Source organism: Bradyrhizobium sp. Ec3.3 (assembly GCF_000472925.1).
Lineage (GTDB): Bacteria > Pseudomonadota > Alphaproteobacteria > Rhizobiales > Xanthobacteraceae > Bradyrhizobium.
Map to the genome: position 1 here is coordinate 69,656 of NZ_AXAS01000030.1, position 14,234 is coordinate 83,889.

At 63.8% G+C, this 14,234-nt stretch carries 19 protein-coding genes; 9 read left to right on the forward strand and 10 right to left on the reverse strand.

The genetic code is table 11. The annotated features are described in order from the left end of the window. The first annotated feature begins 36 nt into the window (after positions 1-36). Positions 37-1,182, forward strand: coding sequence for a GNAT family N-acetyltransferase (locus tag YUU_RS0125945; RefSeq protein ID WP_027524998.1), 1,146 nt, complete (start codon positions 37-39; stop codon positions 1,180-1,182). A gap of 11 nt (positions 1,183-1,193) precedes the next feature. Here the strand turns inward: YUU_RS0125945 and YUU_RS62400 are convergent, their stop codons facing one another. From YUU_RS62400 to YUU_RS0125965, 4 genes are all read right to left on the reverse strand, one after another. Beyond that, positions 1,194-1,328: a hypothetical protein gene (locus YUU_RS62400; protein ID WP_256375304.1), complete on the reverse strand. Its 135-nt coding sequence runs from the start codon at positions 1,326-1,328 to the stop codon at positions 1,194-1,196. Positions 1,329-1,390: 62 nt separating this feature from the next. Beyond that, complete coding sequence (gene wrbA / locus YUU_RS0125955; protein WP_027524999.1) at positions 1,391-1,990, reverse strand: NAD(P)H:quinone oxidoreductase; 600 nt, start codon at positions 1,988-1,990, stop codon at positions 1,391-1,393. A gap of 204 nt (positions 1,991-2,194) precedes the next feature. Next, positions 2,195-2,893, reverse strand: coding sequence for a pirin family protein (locus tag YUU_RS0125960; RefSeq protein ID WP_027525000.1), 699 nt, complete (start codon positions 2,891-2,893; stop codon positions 2,195-2,197). A 37-nt stretch (positions 2,894-2,930) separates the two neighbouring features. Continuing rightward, complete coding sequence (locus tag YUU_RS0125965; protein WP_027525001.1) at positions 2,931-3,683, reverse strand: SDR family NAD(P)-dependent oxidoreductase; 753 nt, start codon at positions 3,681-3,683, stop codon at positions 2,931-2,933. A 119-nt stretch (positions 3,684-3,802) separates the two neighbouring features. Here YUU_RS0125965 and YUU_RS0125970 point away from each other — a divergent pair, with 119 nt between their 5' ends. Then, positions 3,803-4,738 (forward strand): LysR family transcriptional regulator, encoded by a 936-nt coding sequence (locus tag YUU_RS0125970; RefSeq protein WP_027525002.1) that lies wholly within the window; start codon positions 3,803-3,805, stop codon positions 4,736-4,738. Between the two features lie 130 nt (positions 4,739-4,868). On the opposite strand, the gene YUU_RS0125975 is transcribed toward YUU_RS0125970, so the two are convergent. After that, the gene (locus tag YUU_RS0125975; protein WP_027525003.1) at positions 4,869-5,126 is read right to left on the reverse strand and encodes a hypothetical protein; all 258 of its coding nucleotides are present in this window, start codon (positions 5,124-5,126) and stop codon (positions 4,869-4,871) included. 191 nt (positions 5,127-5,317) lie between these two features. Between YUU_RS0125975 and YUU_RS0125980 the strand changes: the two genes are divergently transcribed. Together YUU_RS0125980 and YUU_RS0125985 are read left to right on the forward strand one after the other, a co-directional pair. After that, positions 5,318-6,304, forward strand: coding sequence for a tripartite tricarboxylate transporter substrate binding protein (locus YUU_RS0125980; RefSeq protein WP_027525004.1), 987 nt, complete (start codon positions 5,318-5,320; stop codon positions 6,302-6,304). Between the two features lie 96 nt (positions 6,305-6,400). Further along, positions 6,401-6,754 (forward strand): hypothetical protein, encoded by a 354-nt coding sequence (locus tag YUU_RS0125985; protein ID WP_027525005.1) that lies wholly within the window; start codon positions 6,401-6,403, stop codon positions 6,752-6,754. A 22-nt stretch (positions 6,755-6,776) separates the two neighbouring features. Here the strand turns inward: YUU_RS0125985 and YUU_RS0125990 are convergent, their stop codons facing one another. Genes YUU_RS0125990 through YUU_RS0126000 form a run of 3 tightly spaced genes read right to left on the reverse strand, consistent with a single transcriptional unit; the run spans position 6,777 to position 8,879 of the window. Next, complete coding sequence (locus YUU_RS0125990; RefSeq protein WP_027525006.1) at positions 6,777-7,244, reverse strand: YbaK/EbsC family protein; 468 nt, start codon at positions 7,242-7,244, stop codon at positions 6,777-6,779. Further along, positions 7,241-7,981 (reverse strand): haloacid dehalogenase type II, encoded by a 741-nt coding sequence (locus YUU_RS0125995; protein ID WP_027525007.1) that lies wholly within the window; start codon positions 7,979-7,981, stop codon positions 7,241-7,243. Before YUU_RS0125995 ends, YUU_RS0125990 begins: the two co-directional genes overlap by 4 nt. A gap of 13 nt (positions 7,982-7,994) precedes the next feature. Then, the gene (locus YUU_RS0126000; RefSeq protein WP_027525008.1) at positions 7,995-8,879 is read right to left on the reverse strand and encodes an amidohydrolase family protein; all 885 of its coding nucleotides are present in this window, start codon (positions 8,877-8,879) and stop codon (positions 7,995-7,997) included. A 317-nt stretch (positions 8,880-9,196) separates the two neighbouring features. On the opposite strand from YUU_RS0126000, the gene ykgO reads away from it, so the two are divergent. From ykgO to YUU_RS0126015, 3 genes are all read left to right on the forward strand, one after another. Next, positions 9,197-9,322: a type B 50S ribosomal protein L36 gene (ykgO, locus tag YUU_RS0126005; RefSeq protein ID WP_006611362.1), complete on the forward strand. Its 126-nt coding sequence runs from the start codon at positions 9,197-9,199 to the stop codon at positions 9,320-9,322. 104 nt (positions 9,323-9,426) lie between these two features. Next, positions 9,427-10,068: a tetratricopeptide repeat protein gene (locus YUU_RS0126010; RefSeq protein ID WP_027525009.1), complete on the forward strand. Its 642-nt coding sequence runs from the start codon at positions 9,427-9,429 to the stop codon at positions 10,066-10,068. 133 nt (positions 10,069-10,201) lie between these two features. Next, positions 10,202-10,462 (forward strand): hypothetical protein, encoded by a 261-nt coding sequence (locus YUU_RS0126015; RefSeq protein WP_027525010.1) that lies wholly within the window; start codon positions 10,202-10,204, stop codon positions 10,460-10,462. Positions 10,463-10,595: 133 nt separating this feature from the next. On the opposite strand, the gene YUU_RS0126020 is transcribed toward YUU_RS0126015, so the two are convergent. After that, positions 10,596-10,778: a hypothetical protein gene (locus YUU_RS0126020; RefSeq protein ID WP_027525011.1), complete on the reverse strand. Its 183-nt coding sequence runs from the start codon at positions 10,776-10,778 to the stop codon at positions 10,596-10,598. Between the two features lie 329 nt (positions 10,779-11,107). Between YUU_RS0126020 and YUU_RS0126025 the strand changes: the two genes are divergently transcribed. Further along, positions 11,108-12,064, forward strand: coding sequence for an alpha/beta fold hydrolase (locus tag YUU_RS0126025; RefSeq protein ID WP_027525012.1), 957 nt, complete (start codon positions 11,108-11,110; stop codon positions 12,062-12,064). 36 nt (positions 12,065-12,100) lie between these two features. Here YUU_RS0126025 and cycA read toward each other — a convergent pair whose 3' ends face one another. Further along, on the reverse strand, positions 12,101-12,511 hold the full coding sequence (gene cycA, locus YUU_RS0126030) for a cytochrome c-550 CycA (protein WP_027525013.1): 411 nt from the start codon (positions 12,509-12,511) through the stop codon (positions 12,101-12,103). A 229-nt stretch (positions 12,512-12,740) separates the two neighbouring features. Here cycA and YUU_RS0126035 point away from each other — a divergent pair, with 229 nt between their 5' ends. Continuing rightward, a complete protein-coding gene (locus YUU_RS0126035) occupies positions 12,741-14,234 on the forward strand; it encodes an FAD-linked oxidase C-terminal domain-containing protein (RefSeq protein WP_027525014.1) in 1,494 nt (497 codons plus the stop codon).

The window sequence follows — 14,234 nt, forward strand, 5'->3', positions numbered from 1 at the left end:
ATCTGGAAACGTTCAGCAACTGTGTGCCCAGGGCGGATGGCGTTTCTCAGCGTCGAGCAACTAGACGGTCGGGTGACCAGCGCGTCCGGAATCGCGATCGATTTCGTGCGCGACTGGCAGCAGGCCGCGTCGCGCCTGGGTGCGGGCCATCGCACGGCATTCCAGCATGGTGACTGGCTCGCCGCCTGGTACGACGCATTCCGTAACGTCTCTCCGCTGATCGCCGTGATCTCGGATGACGCGAACGGCGGCGCCATCGCGCTGGTGCCGATGATCAGCCGCAGCAAGGGCGGCGTACGCATCGTCGAGTTCGCCGATCTCGGCGCGTCCGACAACAACGCGCCGATTCTGGCGCCAGGCGCCGCATGCGATGCGGCCGGCGCGCGCGCCATCGGCGATGCCCTGGTTACTGGCTTGCGCACGTTGCCGGATCGCTTCGATCTGTTGCGCTTGCAGAAGATGCCGGCCTATGTAGGCGGCAAGCCGAACCCGCTGGTGTCGCTCGGCCGCGTCGGATCCTGCTCGCTCAACGGCAATCTGGTGCTGACGGGCGACGATTATTCGGACTACCGCACCTCGATCAAGCGCATGCAACTGCCTCGCTGCTGGCGCGTCTTCAGCCGTCACGCCGGCGCGCGTTTCGAGATCGCGACCGATGTCGATCATGCGCTGATGTTACTCGATGCGATGGACGTCCAGCAGCAGCGGCGCATGAAGCAGCTCGGGCGAAAATTCGTTCTCAGCGACGAGACTCACGCGAAATTCTATCGCGACGTGGTCCGGCAGGGCGTTGCCGAAGGCTATGCGATCGTCTCTGCGCTGGTGTGCGACGAGGGCATCATCGCGACCTCGCTGGGGTTGAGATACGGCGCGACCTACTATCTGCTGCGCATCAGCAATGCCGGCAGGCCGTGGTCGGCCTGCTCGCCGGGTCTGCTTGTGACCGAGCGGACGATGGCGGCCTTGCACCAGCAGGGCGTGCGCCGTTTCGATCTCAGCATCGGCAATCACGACTACAAGCGTCGCTTCTGCGCCGTGCCGCTCCCGCTGACAGACGTCAGCGTCGCGTTGTCCTGGCGCGGCGTGCCCTATGCGCTGCGCGATCATGCAGCCCAGGGCCTGCGCCGCCATCCGCGGCTAGCCGCTCTTGCGAACCGCGCGATGGGCAACGCTGCGCGCTAGCCGGGCACACTTCACTGTCCCGTGCATTCGGCGCAGTGCAGCCGGCCGCGCGAGGCGCGGAACAGGCCGCGGCAATACCAGCGCCGGGCCAGTGCCTGGACGGGCTTGCGGATAATCTGCGCCATCAGAAGAATTTCGAAGGCCATGCGTTGCTCCTGCACGCTGAGATGGGGCGGCATCCGCAAAAGAGAACGCCGCCCCGAACGCATCAGCCATGCAGCTTGTTCGCGGTCTCCGCGATCACGCGTCCTTGATAGCGCGCGCCGGCGAGCTCGTTGGCGCTGGGTTGGCGGCTGCCGTCGCTGCCGGTGATCGTGGTGGCGCCGTAGGGCGCGCCTCCCGTCACTTCGTCCAGCTTCATCTGGCCGGCAAAACCGTAATTCAGGCCGACCACGACCATGCCGAAATGCAGGAGGTTGGTGATGATCGAGAACAACGTGGTCTCCTGGCCGCCATGCTGGGTCGCGGTCGAGGAGAAGGCGCCGCCGACCTTGCCATGCAGCGCGCCCTTGGCCCAGAGCCCGCCGGCCTGGTCCAGAAAGTTCGCCATCTGCGAGGACATCCGACCGAAGCGGGTGCCGGTGCCGACGATGATCGCGTCGTAATTCGCGAGGTCCTCGACCTTGGCGACCGGAGCAGCCTGGTCGAGCTTGTAATAGGAGGCCTTGGCGACCTCGGCCGGCACGAGCTCGGGCACGCGCTTGATATCGACGGTGGCGCCTGCCTCGCGCGCGCCTACGGCAACTGCGTTGGCCATCGCTTCGATGTGGCCGTAGGCCGAATAATAGAGGACGAGAACTTTAGCCATGGGTGGTCTCCGTTGTGATCGATGTTGAAAGAAATGCTGGGCCGTCATGCCCGGGCAAAAGCGCGAAGCGCGTCTTCGCGCCAGAAGTCCCGGGCATCGACGTACTTGTTTTCCGTGCAGAGAGGCGTGGATGGCCGGGACATAGGCGAGCGGAAGCGACACCGTCCTACGGACGGCTATGCCCGGCCATGACGGAGAGCGTTGTTACGCCGCGTCGACCAGCACCAGCTCGGAGTCTTCGAGCGCCGTGATCTTCAGGCTCTCCTCGTCGCGAATGGCGGCGCCATCGCGGGCATTGATGCGTACGCCGTTGATCTCGACTGCGCCGGCGGCCGGCACGAGATAGAGGTGACGCGAGCCTTGCGGCTCGTACTCCGCGCTCTCGCCTGCCTTCAGCGTAGTCGCGAGCACCCGCGCATTGGCGCGGATCGGCAGCGCCTCCTTGTCAGCCTGAAAGCCGCTGGCGATGGTAACGAGCTTGCCGTTGCGGTTTGCCTTCGGAAACGGCTTTGAGCCCCAGGTCGGCTGGCCGCCGCGCCCGACCGGCTCGATCCAGATCTGGAAGATCTTGGTCTTCGTCGGCTCGAGATTGTACTCGGAGTGGCGGATGCCGCTTCCCGCGCTCATCACCTGCACGTCGCCGGCTTCAGTGCGGCCCTTGTTGCCAAGGCTGTCCTGATGGGTGATCGCGCCTTCGCGCACATAGGTGATGATTTCCATGTTGGCGTGGGGATGAGCGGGAAAGCCGGTGTTCGGCGCGATCTCGTCATCGTTCCAGACGCGCAGTCCGCCGTGGCCCATGTTTTCGGGATCGTAATGGCCAGCGAAGGAGAAATGATGCTTCGCCTTGAGCCAGCCGTGATCGGCGCCGCCGAGCTTTGCGAAAGGCCTGAGTTCGATCATGTTCGTGATTCCTTGCTTGAATTTGTCTAGGTCCGGATCAAGCGCCGAAGCCGCCATCGACGTTGAGCACGGTGCCGGTAACGAAGGAAGCTTCCCGGCTCGCCAGGAAGACGACACCGGCTGCGACTTCCTCGGGCCGGCCGAAGCGCTGCAGCGCGTGCTGCTTGCGCTGGGTCTCGGCGAACTCGCCGCCGTCCTTCGGATTCATGTCGGTGTCGATCGAGCCGGGCTGCACCACGTTGACGGTGATGCCCCGCGGACCGAGATCGCGGGCCGCGCCCTTGGTGTAGCCGACCACCGCGGCCTTGGTGGCGACGTAGTCGGCAAGACCGGGGAACGAGGCGCGGTCGGCGAGCATCGAGCCGACGGTGACGATGCGGCCGCCTTCACCCATCAATTGCGAAGCGGTGCGGATCGCCGCGATCACGCCGTGCACGTTGACGGCATCTAGGCGCGCCAGTGCCGCGGTGTCGGCCTTGGGATCGTCGATGGCGCCGCCGGCGGCGACGCCGGCATTGTTGACGAGGATGTCGAGACGGCCGAATTCCCTGGCGACGTCGTTGACGAGCTTTTCGACGTCGCCGACCGAGGCCTGGTCGGCCTTGAAGGCACGCGCCTTCACGCCCTTGGTCTTCAGTTCGGCGACCACGGCTTCGGCCTTGTCGGGCGAAGCGACGTAGCTGATGGCGACGTCGGCACCTTCATCGGCGAGAGCGCGCGCGGAGGCTGCGCCGATGCCGCGCGAACCGCCGGTGACGAGAGCAACCTTTCCTGAGAGCTTCTTGGTCATTGGATTTCTCCATTCCCTGAATGTCTGATCACCCCTTGGATATGCCCCCGTCTGTGGTATAGAAATAGAAACTGTCGAAACGCATTGTTTCCGTAAACGTCACTGACGGGCTGGCACCCATGGCAAAACTTCCGGATTTCGAGGCGCTCGCGATCTTCGCAAAAGTCGTGGAATTACGGTCATTTGCAGCCGCCGCCGGCGAGCTTGCGATGTCGAAGGCGACCGTCTCCAAGGCGGTGACGCGGCTCGAGGAGCGGCTTGGTGCGCGGCTGTTCAATCGCACCTCGCGCCGGCTCGCGCTGACAGACGCCGGCCACAAGCTCGCCGAACGGGCGACGCGTTTGCTGGCCGATGGCGAGGCGGCGGAGAACGAGGCGCTGGCCCAGTCCGTCGCGCCGCGCGGGCTGGTGCGGCTCGCCGTGCCCATGACCTTCGGCGTGAAGGCGGTCGCGCCCTTGCTGCCGGAGTTCTTCCAGACCTATCCGGAGGTCTCGGTCGATCTGCACCTGAGCGATGCCACCATCGATCTGATCGGTGAGGGCTTTGATGCCGCGCTGCGCATCGCGCGGCTGCCGGATTCCTCGCTGATCGCGCGGCGGCTCTTCACCATGCCGCGCTACACGGTCGCCGCGCCGTCGTACCTCAAGCGCCACGGCCGGCCGACGCATCCGATGCATCTCGCCGAGCACAAATGCTTCAGCTACGCCTATCTCTCCACGCCCAACATCTGGCACTACACCAACAGTGCGGGCGAGCAGGCGAGCGTTCGTCCCGCAGGGCAGTTGCGCGTCAACAATGGCGAGGCGGTAATGCCGGCGCTGCTCGCCGGGCTCGGCATTGCCGATCTTCCCGAGTTCATCGTCGGTGAGGCCATCGCATCCGGCGAGGTAGAGGTGATCCTGAAGGACTGGAAGCAGGCCGAAGGCGCCGTGCATCTCGTCACCCCACCCGGCGGCCCGCGCCCCGCGCGCGTCGAGGTGCTTGCCGAGTTTCTCGCGGCAAAATTGCCGGGCACATGCAGGCGGCAGACGAAGAAGCGCGCGAAGGTGGGCTAGCTGGTAGAGAGAGTACGCTGCTCCGATAACCTCGTCATTGCGAGCGCAGCGAAGCAATCCAGTGTCTTTCCGCGGTGGGGTTCTGGATTGCTTCGCTGCGCTCGCAATGACGTTGTGGAAGTAGGTGGAGCTAGGACAACTTCATCCCATCCCTGACAACCACGCGCAGATTCGGTTTCAGCGTTTCTTCCAGCTGCGCCTTCAGCTCATGCACTCGCGGATCGCTCGAGCGCGCGGCGCAGGCTGAATATTGATTGACTGATAGCACCAGCGCGCGCCGTGCCTCCGGCGTTCGCGTCAGATCCGGCTTTGCAAGCCGCAGTACAATGTCGGCGAGATTCATCAGCATCTCGTCCAGCGCGCCATCGATCGTGCCAATCTCGTTCATCCCGTGGTCTCCCGCGAATTCAATCACGCGCGGCGGGATCCGTTCCTGCGCTTTGAGATGCAGGGATAACAGTTCGCAAATGTTGCCATCGCTTGGCACCAAATGCACAGATGCGGCACGGTGGTACCTTCGTTCGTGCGCATCGTCGCGCTACTCTGCTGGAAACAACAAAGACGGGGGAGGGGCTGATTATGAACCGACGCGATCTCTTGCGTGCCGCGGCGCTTGCGCCGCTTGCACAAACAGCGCTGACGCGCGCCGCCTTCGCGCAAAGCTATCCCTCGCGCAACATCACCATGATCGTGCCGTTTCCGGCCGGCGGCCAGGCCGATCTTGCGGCGCGTCCGGTCGCGATGGCGCTGGAGCGCATCCTCGGCAAGTCGGTCATCGTCGACAATCGTGCAGGTGGCGCCGGCGGATCGGTCGGCAATGCAGCTGCCGCGCGCGCCGAGCCGGATGGTCACACGCTTCTGATGACATTGTCCTCGCTCGCGGTGCTGCCGGAAGCGGACCGGCTGTTCAACCGGCCGGCCGCCTATGAGGTCTCGCAGTTCACGCCGATCGCGCGCGTGCTTGCCGATCCGACGCTGCTCGCAGTGCCGGCGTCGGCGCCCTGGAAGACGGTGCAGGAATTCGTCGACGACGCGAAGAAGCATCCCGGGCAGATCACCTACGGCTCGTCGGGGCCTTACGGCACGCTGCACGTTGCGATGGAGATGTTTGCCGTCAGCGCCGACATCAAACTGCTGCACGTGCCGTTCCGCGGCGCAGGTCCCGCACTGACCGCGATCCTCAGTGGTACCGTGCAGGCGATCGCGGCTGCACCGGGCACGCTGAAGCCGCAGGTCGACGACGGCAAGCTGCGCGTCCTCGGCAATTGCGGCGCGCAACGCATCGCAAGCTTCCCCGACGTGCCGACTTTCCAGGAGCTCGGCTACAAGGACGTCGAGATGTATATCTGGGCCGGCCTGTTCGGGCAAAGCGCGCTTCCGGCGCCGATCGTCGGCCGTTTGCGCGAGGCGATGGGGCAGGTGATGAAGAGCCCGGATGTCCTCAAGACATTCGAAGCCTCGGGCAGTCTCGTCGCCTATCAGGACGCGCCGGAGTTTTCGCAGTTCGTCGCGACCGACAGCGCGCGGCTGATCGCGGCGGTCAGGAAGATCGGAAGGGTCGAATAGGTTCCGTTCCTGCTTTCACATTTTGTTGTTGGTCCAGAACCTTCGCGCGCCTCATTGATTGAGGAGCGTTTGAGAGAACATACGAAGGATCGGGACATGCGAACAGGGCCGATTGCGCTCGGTGTGGCGCTTGCGATCGGCGGCACGGTCGCCGCGAGCGCCGTCTTTGCCGAGGAATATCGCGGCACCATGGAACAACAGATGGCCTGCACGCCGGATGTCTGGCGCCTGTGCAGCGACCAGATCCCCGACGTTAACCGCATCGTCGCCTGCCTGCGGCAGAACACGCCGCAGCTTTCGAGCGGATGCCGCGCGGTGTTCGAGGCCAACAACCAGGCGCAGCCGCCGCAAGTGCCGCCGCGCGGCAGGACTGCTCCGCCGCGCTACAACAACGTGCCGCCGCCTCCTGCGGCGCCCCCGCCGCGGCCTTATTACGGTGACGACTACTAGCGCGTCTGACGAATAGCGCGGCTTAAGGTCGGTGCTCGCAGACGTCGACCCATTCGGCACTGACCAGCTCGGCCATCCGGTCGGGTGCGATGCGCACCGCGCTGTGGGTTGAGCCCGCGGCCGGCACCACGATGTCGAATGCCTTCAGCGACACGTCGCAATAGATCGGCAGCGGCGCCTTCAGCCCGAACGGGCAGACGCCGCCGACCTCGTGGCCGGTGATGTCGGCGACCTCTTCGAGCCCCAGCATCTTCGGCTTGCCGCCGAACTGCGCCTTCACCTTCTTGTTGTCCATGCGCGAGGTGCCGCTCGCGACGATCAGGATGATGCGCTCGCCGATCCGCAAGGACAGCGTCTTGGCGATGCGGCCGGGCTCGACACCATAGGCCTCGGCGGCAAGCGGCACCGTCGCCGAGCTGATCGGCGATTCGATGACGGTGATGTCGGGAGCTTTCTCGGCGAAGAAGTCGCGAACGGATTGAATGCTCATAGGCGGGTGGCAATCTCGGGCAGTTCGGAAAGTGAGCGGACGCGGTGATCCGGCGCAAGGCCCAGCTCGTCGATCTGGGTCCGGATCGCCTTGAACATCGTCAGCGGTGCCACGAGATCGCTCTCGACGCAAGCCAGTGCCATGGCTTCCGGTGTCACCCGCTCGATCCAGGCGACGTTCAGTCCGAACGCCTTGGCGCCCGCGACGTCCCACGGATTTGAGGAGATGAACAGCACCTCGTCGGGCCGCGTGCCGAGCACCTCGCCGATCAGCGCATAGGCTTGCGGGCTCGGCTTGAAGACCTTCTTCGCATCGACGCTGATCGTGGCATCGAGCAGATGATCAAGGCCCGAATTGTGTACGAGCGCATTGAGCATGTCCGGGCTGCCATTGGAGAGGATGGCCAGTTTTCGCGGCTTCAGCGCTGCAAGCGCGTCGGCCGCATCCGGATAGAGGTCGAGATGCAGATATTTCTCGGTCACGCGCTCGAACGCCTCGCGCTCGTAAGCGAGCCCAAGCACACGCAGCGTATAGGCGAGCGAGTCGCGCGTGACTGCGGCGAAATCCTGGTAGCGCCCCATCAGTGAGCGCAACCAGGTGTATTCGAGCTGCTTGATCCGCCAGACTTGCGTGATGATCTCGCCGTAGCCCGGGAACGCATCTTCGGTGATCTCCGCGACCGACTGGATGTCGTAGAGCGTTCCGTAGGCGTCGAAGACGACGGCTTTGATCGTCACGCTGACCTCTTGGCTAGATCCCCAACAGCTTGCGCGCGTTGGCCTTGAGCACCTTCGGCCGGATCTCGTCGCGGATGTCGATCTTGGCGAAATCGGCCAGCCACCGGTCCGGTGTGATCACCGGCCAGTCCGAGCCGAACAGCATCTTATCCTGAAGGATCGAGTTGATATAGCGCACCAGGATCGGTGGGAAGTATTTCGGCGACCAGCCGGACAGGTCGATATAGACGTTGGGCTTGTGGGTCGCGACCGACAGCGCCTCCTCCTGCCAGGGGAAGGACGGGTGGGCGAGGATGATCTTGAGGTCGGGGAAATCCGCCGCCACGTCATCCATGTACATCGGGTTGGAATATTTCAGCCGCATGCCCATGCCGCCGGGCATGCCTGAGCCGACGCCGGTTTGGCCGGTGTGGAACAGCGCGATCGCGCCGCCATTGTTGATCTCTTCGTAGAGCGGGTATGCCATTCGGTCGTTGGCGTAGAAGCCCTGCATGGTCGGGTGGAATTTGAAGCCGCGGACGCCGTATTCCTCGATCAGCTTGCGCGCCTCGCGCGCGCCCAGCTTGCCCTTGTGCGGGTCGATCGAGACGAAGGGAATGAGGACGTCGAGATGCTCGGAGGCGACCTCGAGCATCTCGTAATTGTTGTAGCGGCGGAAGCCGGTCTCGCGCTCGGCATCGACCGGGAAGATCACGGCGGCGATGTTCTTGGAGCGGTAGTACGCCGCGGTCTCCGGCACGGTCGGCGGATGCTTGTTCGGCGACTTGAAGTATTCCGCCATCTGCGCCTGGAAATCGTCATAGCCGTCGTCGGGGTGGCAGCCGCAGGGTTCCTCGGCGTGGGTGTGGATGTCGATCGCGACGACGTCGTCGATATTGGGCAGCTTCAGCTTGGGCATTGGTTTCCTCCCGACGGGTTGCCAAATTGATTATATCATATAACGAATTTGGCAAGGCTCGGCCGAAACGAGCCGCAGCCGGCAAAATGGACAGATCGGGCCGATCCGGCCGCTTTCCTACTTTGCATGGGGTTGTTTTCAAGAATTTGGTGGTTCGGAACGGGGCAGTTAACATTGACATCACCTCCTCCCATGCCTTAAGAACCGCCCCGTCCCGGGCGGTCGGTCCGCCAGCGGGAAAAATCTTATTTTGCCACATTCGCGCGTGCCGAAACGGTAGTGCCGAACACGGCCTTTCGAACGTTCAGGATTCTGCCATGAAGGTCCGTAACTCGCTGAAATCGCTGCGCGGTCGCCACCGTGCCAACCGCCTGGTCCGCCGCAAGGGCCGGGTCTATGTGATCAACAAGGTGCAGCGCCGCTTCAAGGCTCGTCAGGGCTGAGTTCCCTGCCGAGGGCCTTCGCGCCCCCGCAAGACCACGGTCTCACACGACTTTGACGCCGTCCTTGCTATGCAAGGGCGGCTTTGCGCGTTTACACTTTCACCATGGCAGTGAGATTCTTGTCCGCGCATTTCCTCCGTCTGGCCGCCTTGCTGGTCGCGCTGACGGTCGTCACCCCCGCTTTCGCGCAGGATGATCCAACCGGTCCGCCCGTGAAGCAGAAGAAGCTTCCCGAGGCGCCGGCCAAGCTGCCCAAAGTCGACCGCACCAAGAATCTCGATTTCCTGTTCGGTGCGCTGAAGGCCGCGCCCGATGATGTCAGCGCCAAGCATGTCGAGGCGCGGATCTGGGCGATCTGGCTGCAGACCCCCAGCGATACGGCGGCACTGCTGATGATACGGGCCAAGGCGGCCGTGGACGCTCAGAAGGTCGACGTCGCGATCAAGCTGCTCGATGCAGTCATCAAGCTCCGCCCCGACTATGTCGAGGCCTGGAACCGGCGTGCCACGCTCTATTACATGCAGAACGATTACGGCCGGTCGCTCGCTGACATTCGCGAGGTGTTGATCCGGGAGCCGCGCCATTTCGGCGCACTCGCAGGTCTCGGCATGATCATGCAGGAGATCGGCGACGAGAAGCGCGCGCTCGATGCCTATCGCAAGGCGCTCGCCATCAACCCGCACCTCGATAAGATCCCGGATCAGGTCAAGTCTCTGACCGAGAAGGTCGAAGGGCGGGATATCTAGCCTCAACTCGATGTTGTTTTGAGCGACTGCGGAGCGCGGCCGTTAACCACGCGTCGAGCAGCCTCGCGGCGAGGGGATGTTTTTCCCACGCCGCCGGGATTAGCTGCACGGCAGCTACAATCGGAGCTGTGCGATGAAACGCGTGATCCTTGCGGGGGTGTTGTTGCTGGCGTCCGCAACGGCCTGTCTTGCTGACGGACTGTTCTGGGTGGTGGGCAACCGTGCCACCGGCAAATGCGAGATCGTGACCAGCAATCCCGTCATCATCGGCGACATCTGGTTCGGCGACGGTCCCTACAAGTCCAGGGCCGACGCCAAGCTTGCGAGGTCGACGATCCGTGCCTGTCCGAGGCCCGACCCCGACGAAGACAAGGACGGCGGCAACGCGGACTAGGTTCGCTAGAGCATGATCCGGAAAGTGTGAAGCGGGTTTTCCCTCGCGACAAACGCGGAACGCGTTTGCGCGGAGATCATGCTCGAACAATAACCTAAAGCGCGATGACGATTCACCCCAATCTCATCGCGCTTTAGTGCAGGATGTGGTCGCCGCGTTCGACGATGCTCCGGTCCGCGGCAGCGGCATAGAGTTTTGCAAGCTCGGCTTCGAGATGCTCGTTGATCAGGAGCAGCGCGCGTACCGCGCCGCGCAGATCACCACTGCAGCTCGCAACGATCTCGTCGATCGCAGCATCTTTTGATCGCAGACTCATCGAAAAAACCTCCAATCCAAAACAGAACAATCTGCCGGTCTTTCCCGCGTTCCTGTGGATTGCGTGGAGGATCGGCGCCCACCCGCGCTTAAGAGGTGGAACCGACCGTGGCGATTATATGGACGTGGCGATGACGGCCGCATGAACTGTCGCGGTTGGCCGCATGCTTTCAGGCGGCCATTGATTTTATTGATATTTTCCAAAGTTGAATTCTATTGATATCCACAGGCCGGGACCGTCAGCGGGACCCAAAGCCCGCGCCCCGAAAAGAAACCGCCGGACCTTGAGACCGTAACTGCCATGTGCCCTGGATCGCCCGGACCATCTCCATGATCGTAGTTTTCGTCGTGACGGCGCTCGTTGCGCTTGTCGCCGTCACGCTGGCCGGTGTTTGGGCCGTCGAGCGCGCCTTCCCGCCAAAGGGCGAGATGATCGAGGTCGCCGGTGCAACGCTGCACGTCGTCGATCTCGGCCCACGCGATGCTGCCTTGCCGATCGTCATGCTGCATGGCGCGAGCTCGAATCTGGAGGTGATGCGGCGTCCGCTCGGCGACCTTCTCGCCGAAAAGCATCGCGTGATCCTGATCGATCGTCCCGGCCATGGCTGGAGCACGCGGGCGCGGCTTAAGGATTCGACGGCCGAGGTGCAGGCGCGGATGGTCGACGAGGCTCTTGCCAGGCTCGGCATCGATCGCGCGGTCTTCGTGGTGCATTCCTGGAGCGGGGCACTCGGTGCGCGGCTTGCGCTCGATCATGCCGATCGTGTCGCAGGTCTCGTCATGCTGGCACCGGTTACCCATCCCTGGCGCGGCGGCGTCGGGCGCTACAATGAGATCATCGCAACGCCCGTGATCGGCCCGCTGCTCGCCTACACCATCACGCTGCCGCTCGGCTATTTGCTTGCAACGCCCGGCGCGCGGAACGTCTTCCTGCCGCAGATGATGCCGGACGGCTTCGTGCAGCATTCCGCGACGCCGCTGCTGCTCCGCCCGCGCGAGTTCATCGCCAATGCCTATGATCTGGTGACGCTGAAGGCGTCGGTGGCCGCGCAAGTCGCGCGCTATGGCGAGATTTCAGTGCCGACCGTGATCATCGCCGGCGAGCCCGACAAAACGGTGTCCACCAATATCCACGCCCGCCCGTTCGCCGCGACCGTGCCGAATGCGAAGCTGATCGTGCGGCCCGATCTCGGCCACATGGTGCAGAATGCGGTGCCGGACCTGGTAAGGACCGAGATCGAGGCGCTGATCGCCGCGATCACGTCCGAGAAGGCGGCCGCCGATTAGCGGCCGCCAAATCTGGCTGCGTTACGCCTCGTCCCGCTACTGCTTGATCTTCCCGTCCTTGTCGAACTGGGAGACGAAGGCCCAGAGATCGTTGATCTCCTTCTCGTTCTTGATGCCGGCGAACGCCATCTTGGTGCCGGGGATCTTGGCCTTCGGATCCTTGATGTATTCCTTGAACACCGCCTCGCCCCAGGTGATGCCGGAATTCTTGTTGGCGTCCGAATAGCTGTAGTCCGGCGCGGTGCCGGACTTGCGGCCGTCGAGGCCGTTGAGCTCCGGTCCGACCTTGTTCTTCGCGCCTTCGCCGATTGCGTGGCAGGCCAGGCACTTGTTGAACGACGTCTTGCCGGCTGCGGCGTCCTGAGCCATCGCTTTGGAAGATATGGCGTTGGATGCTGCGGCAGTCATGGCGAGGGCAACCAGCGCGCCGAAAGTCAGTTTTGTCATAGGATGCTCTTCGTCTCTTCCCGGGGTCAGATTGAGTGTCGTGGTTTTGGCAGGTCCGGTGCAGGTGGACAAGCCGCGAAAGTTTGACAGGTTTCGCGATAGCAGACTTGCCCCAGAGAGAACTTGCGCTGCAACAAAGCAATGCGACCTTCGGAGGACCTACCCAAAGACAGCAAGACATGATTGATTTGGCGGGACAATTTTCTCCGTCGGACGAAGGTTTCGTAACATGGCCATCATGATGCCCGCATCCGACCAGGCGGTGCTGGCGCGTCGCAGCGAGATCGTCGCCGCCTTGCGCGCGATCGTTCCCGGTGAAGGTGTGATCGACAATGCCGCCGAGATGCGGGTCTATGAGTCCGACGGGCTGACCGCCTACCGGCAGCCGCCGATGGTCGTGGTGCTTCCCGACACCACCGAGCAGGTCTCGCTTGTCCTGAAATATTGTGCCGAGCACGGTATCAAGGTGGTGCCGCGCGGCTCCGGCACCTCGCTGTCGGGCGGCGCGCTGCCGCTGGAAGACGGCGTGCTCTTGGGGCTGGGCAAGTTCAAGCGCATCCGCGAGATCGATTTCGACAACCGCGTCGTCGTCACGGAGCCCGGCGTCACCAACCTCGCAATCAGCCAGGCGGTCGCGCATGCGGGCTTCTACTACGCGCCCGATCCCTCGTCGCAGATTGCCTGCTCGATCGGCGGCAACGTCGCGGAAAATTCCGGCGGCGTGCACTGCCTGAAATACGGCATGACCACCAACAACGTGCTCGGCTGCGAGATCGTGCTGATGAGCGGCGAGGTCTTGCGCATCGGCGGCAAGGCGGCGGAGAATCCGGGCTACGACCTGATGGGCGTCATCACGGGCTCGGAAGGCCTGCTCGGCGTCATCACCGAGATCACGGTGCGCATCCTGCAAAAGCCGGAGACGGCGCGCGCGCTGATGGTCGGGTTTGCGCAAGTCGAGGCGGCCGGCGAATGCGTGGCGCGGATCATCGGCGCCGGCATCATCCCCGGCGGCATGGAGATGATGGACAAGCCCGCGATCCACGCCGCGGAAGCCTTCGTCCATGCCGGCTATCCACTCGACGTGGAAGCGCTCCTGATCATCGAGCTCGACGGTCCCGGCGTCGAGGTCGACGAGCTGATCAAGCGCGTCGAGACCATCGCGCAGGGCTGCGGCTCGACCACCTGCCAGATCTCGACTTCGGAAGCCGAGCGCAACCTGTTCTGGGCCGGCCGCAAGGCGGCGTTCCCCGCCGTGGGGCGCATCTCGCCCGACTATCTCTGCATGGACGGGACGATTCCGCGCGGCGCGCTGCCGAAGGCGCTGGCCCGCATCCGCGAGCTCTCGGAAAAGTACCGGCTCGGCTGCGCCAACGTGTTCCACGCTGGCGACGGCAATCTGCATCCCCTCATTCTCTACGATGCCAACAAGCCCGGCGAGATCGAGCGCGCCGAGGCGTTCGGCGCCGACATCCTGCGCGCCTGCGTCGAGTTCGGCGGCGTGCTCACCGGCGAGCACGGCGTCGGCATCGAGAAGCGCGATCTGATGGGTGACATGTTCACCGAGATCGACCTCAACCAGCAGCAGCGACTGAAATGCGCCTTCGACGCGCAGGGCCTGCTCAATCCCGGAAAGGTGTTCCCGACGCTGCACCGCTGCGCCGAACTCGGCCGCATGCATGTGCATGCGGGCAAGCTGGCGTTTCCGGACATTCCGCGGTTCTGA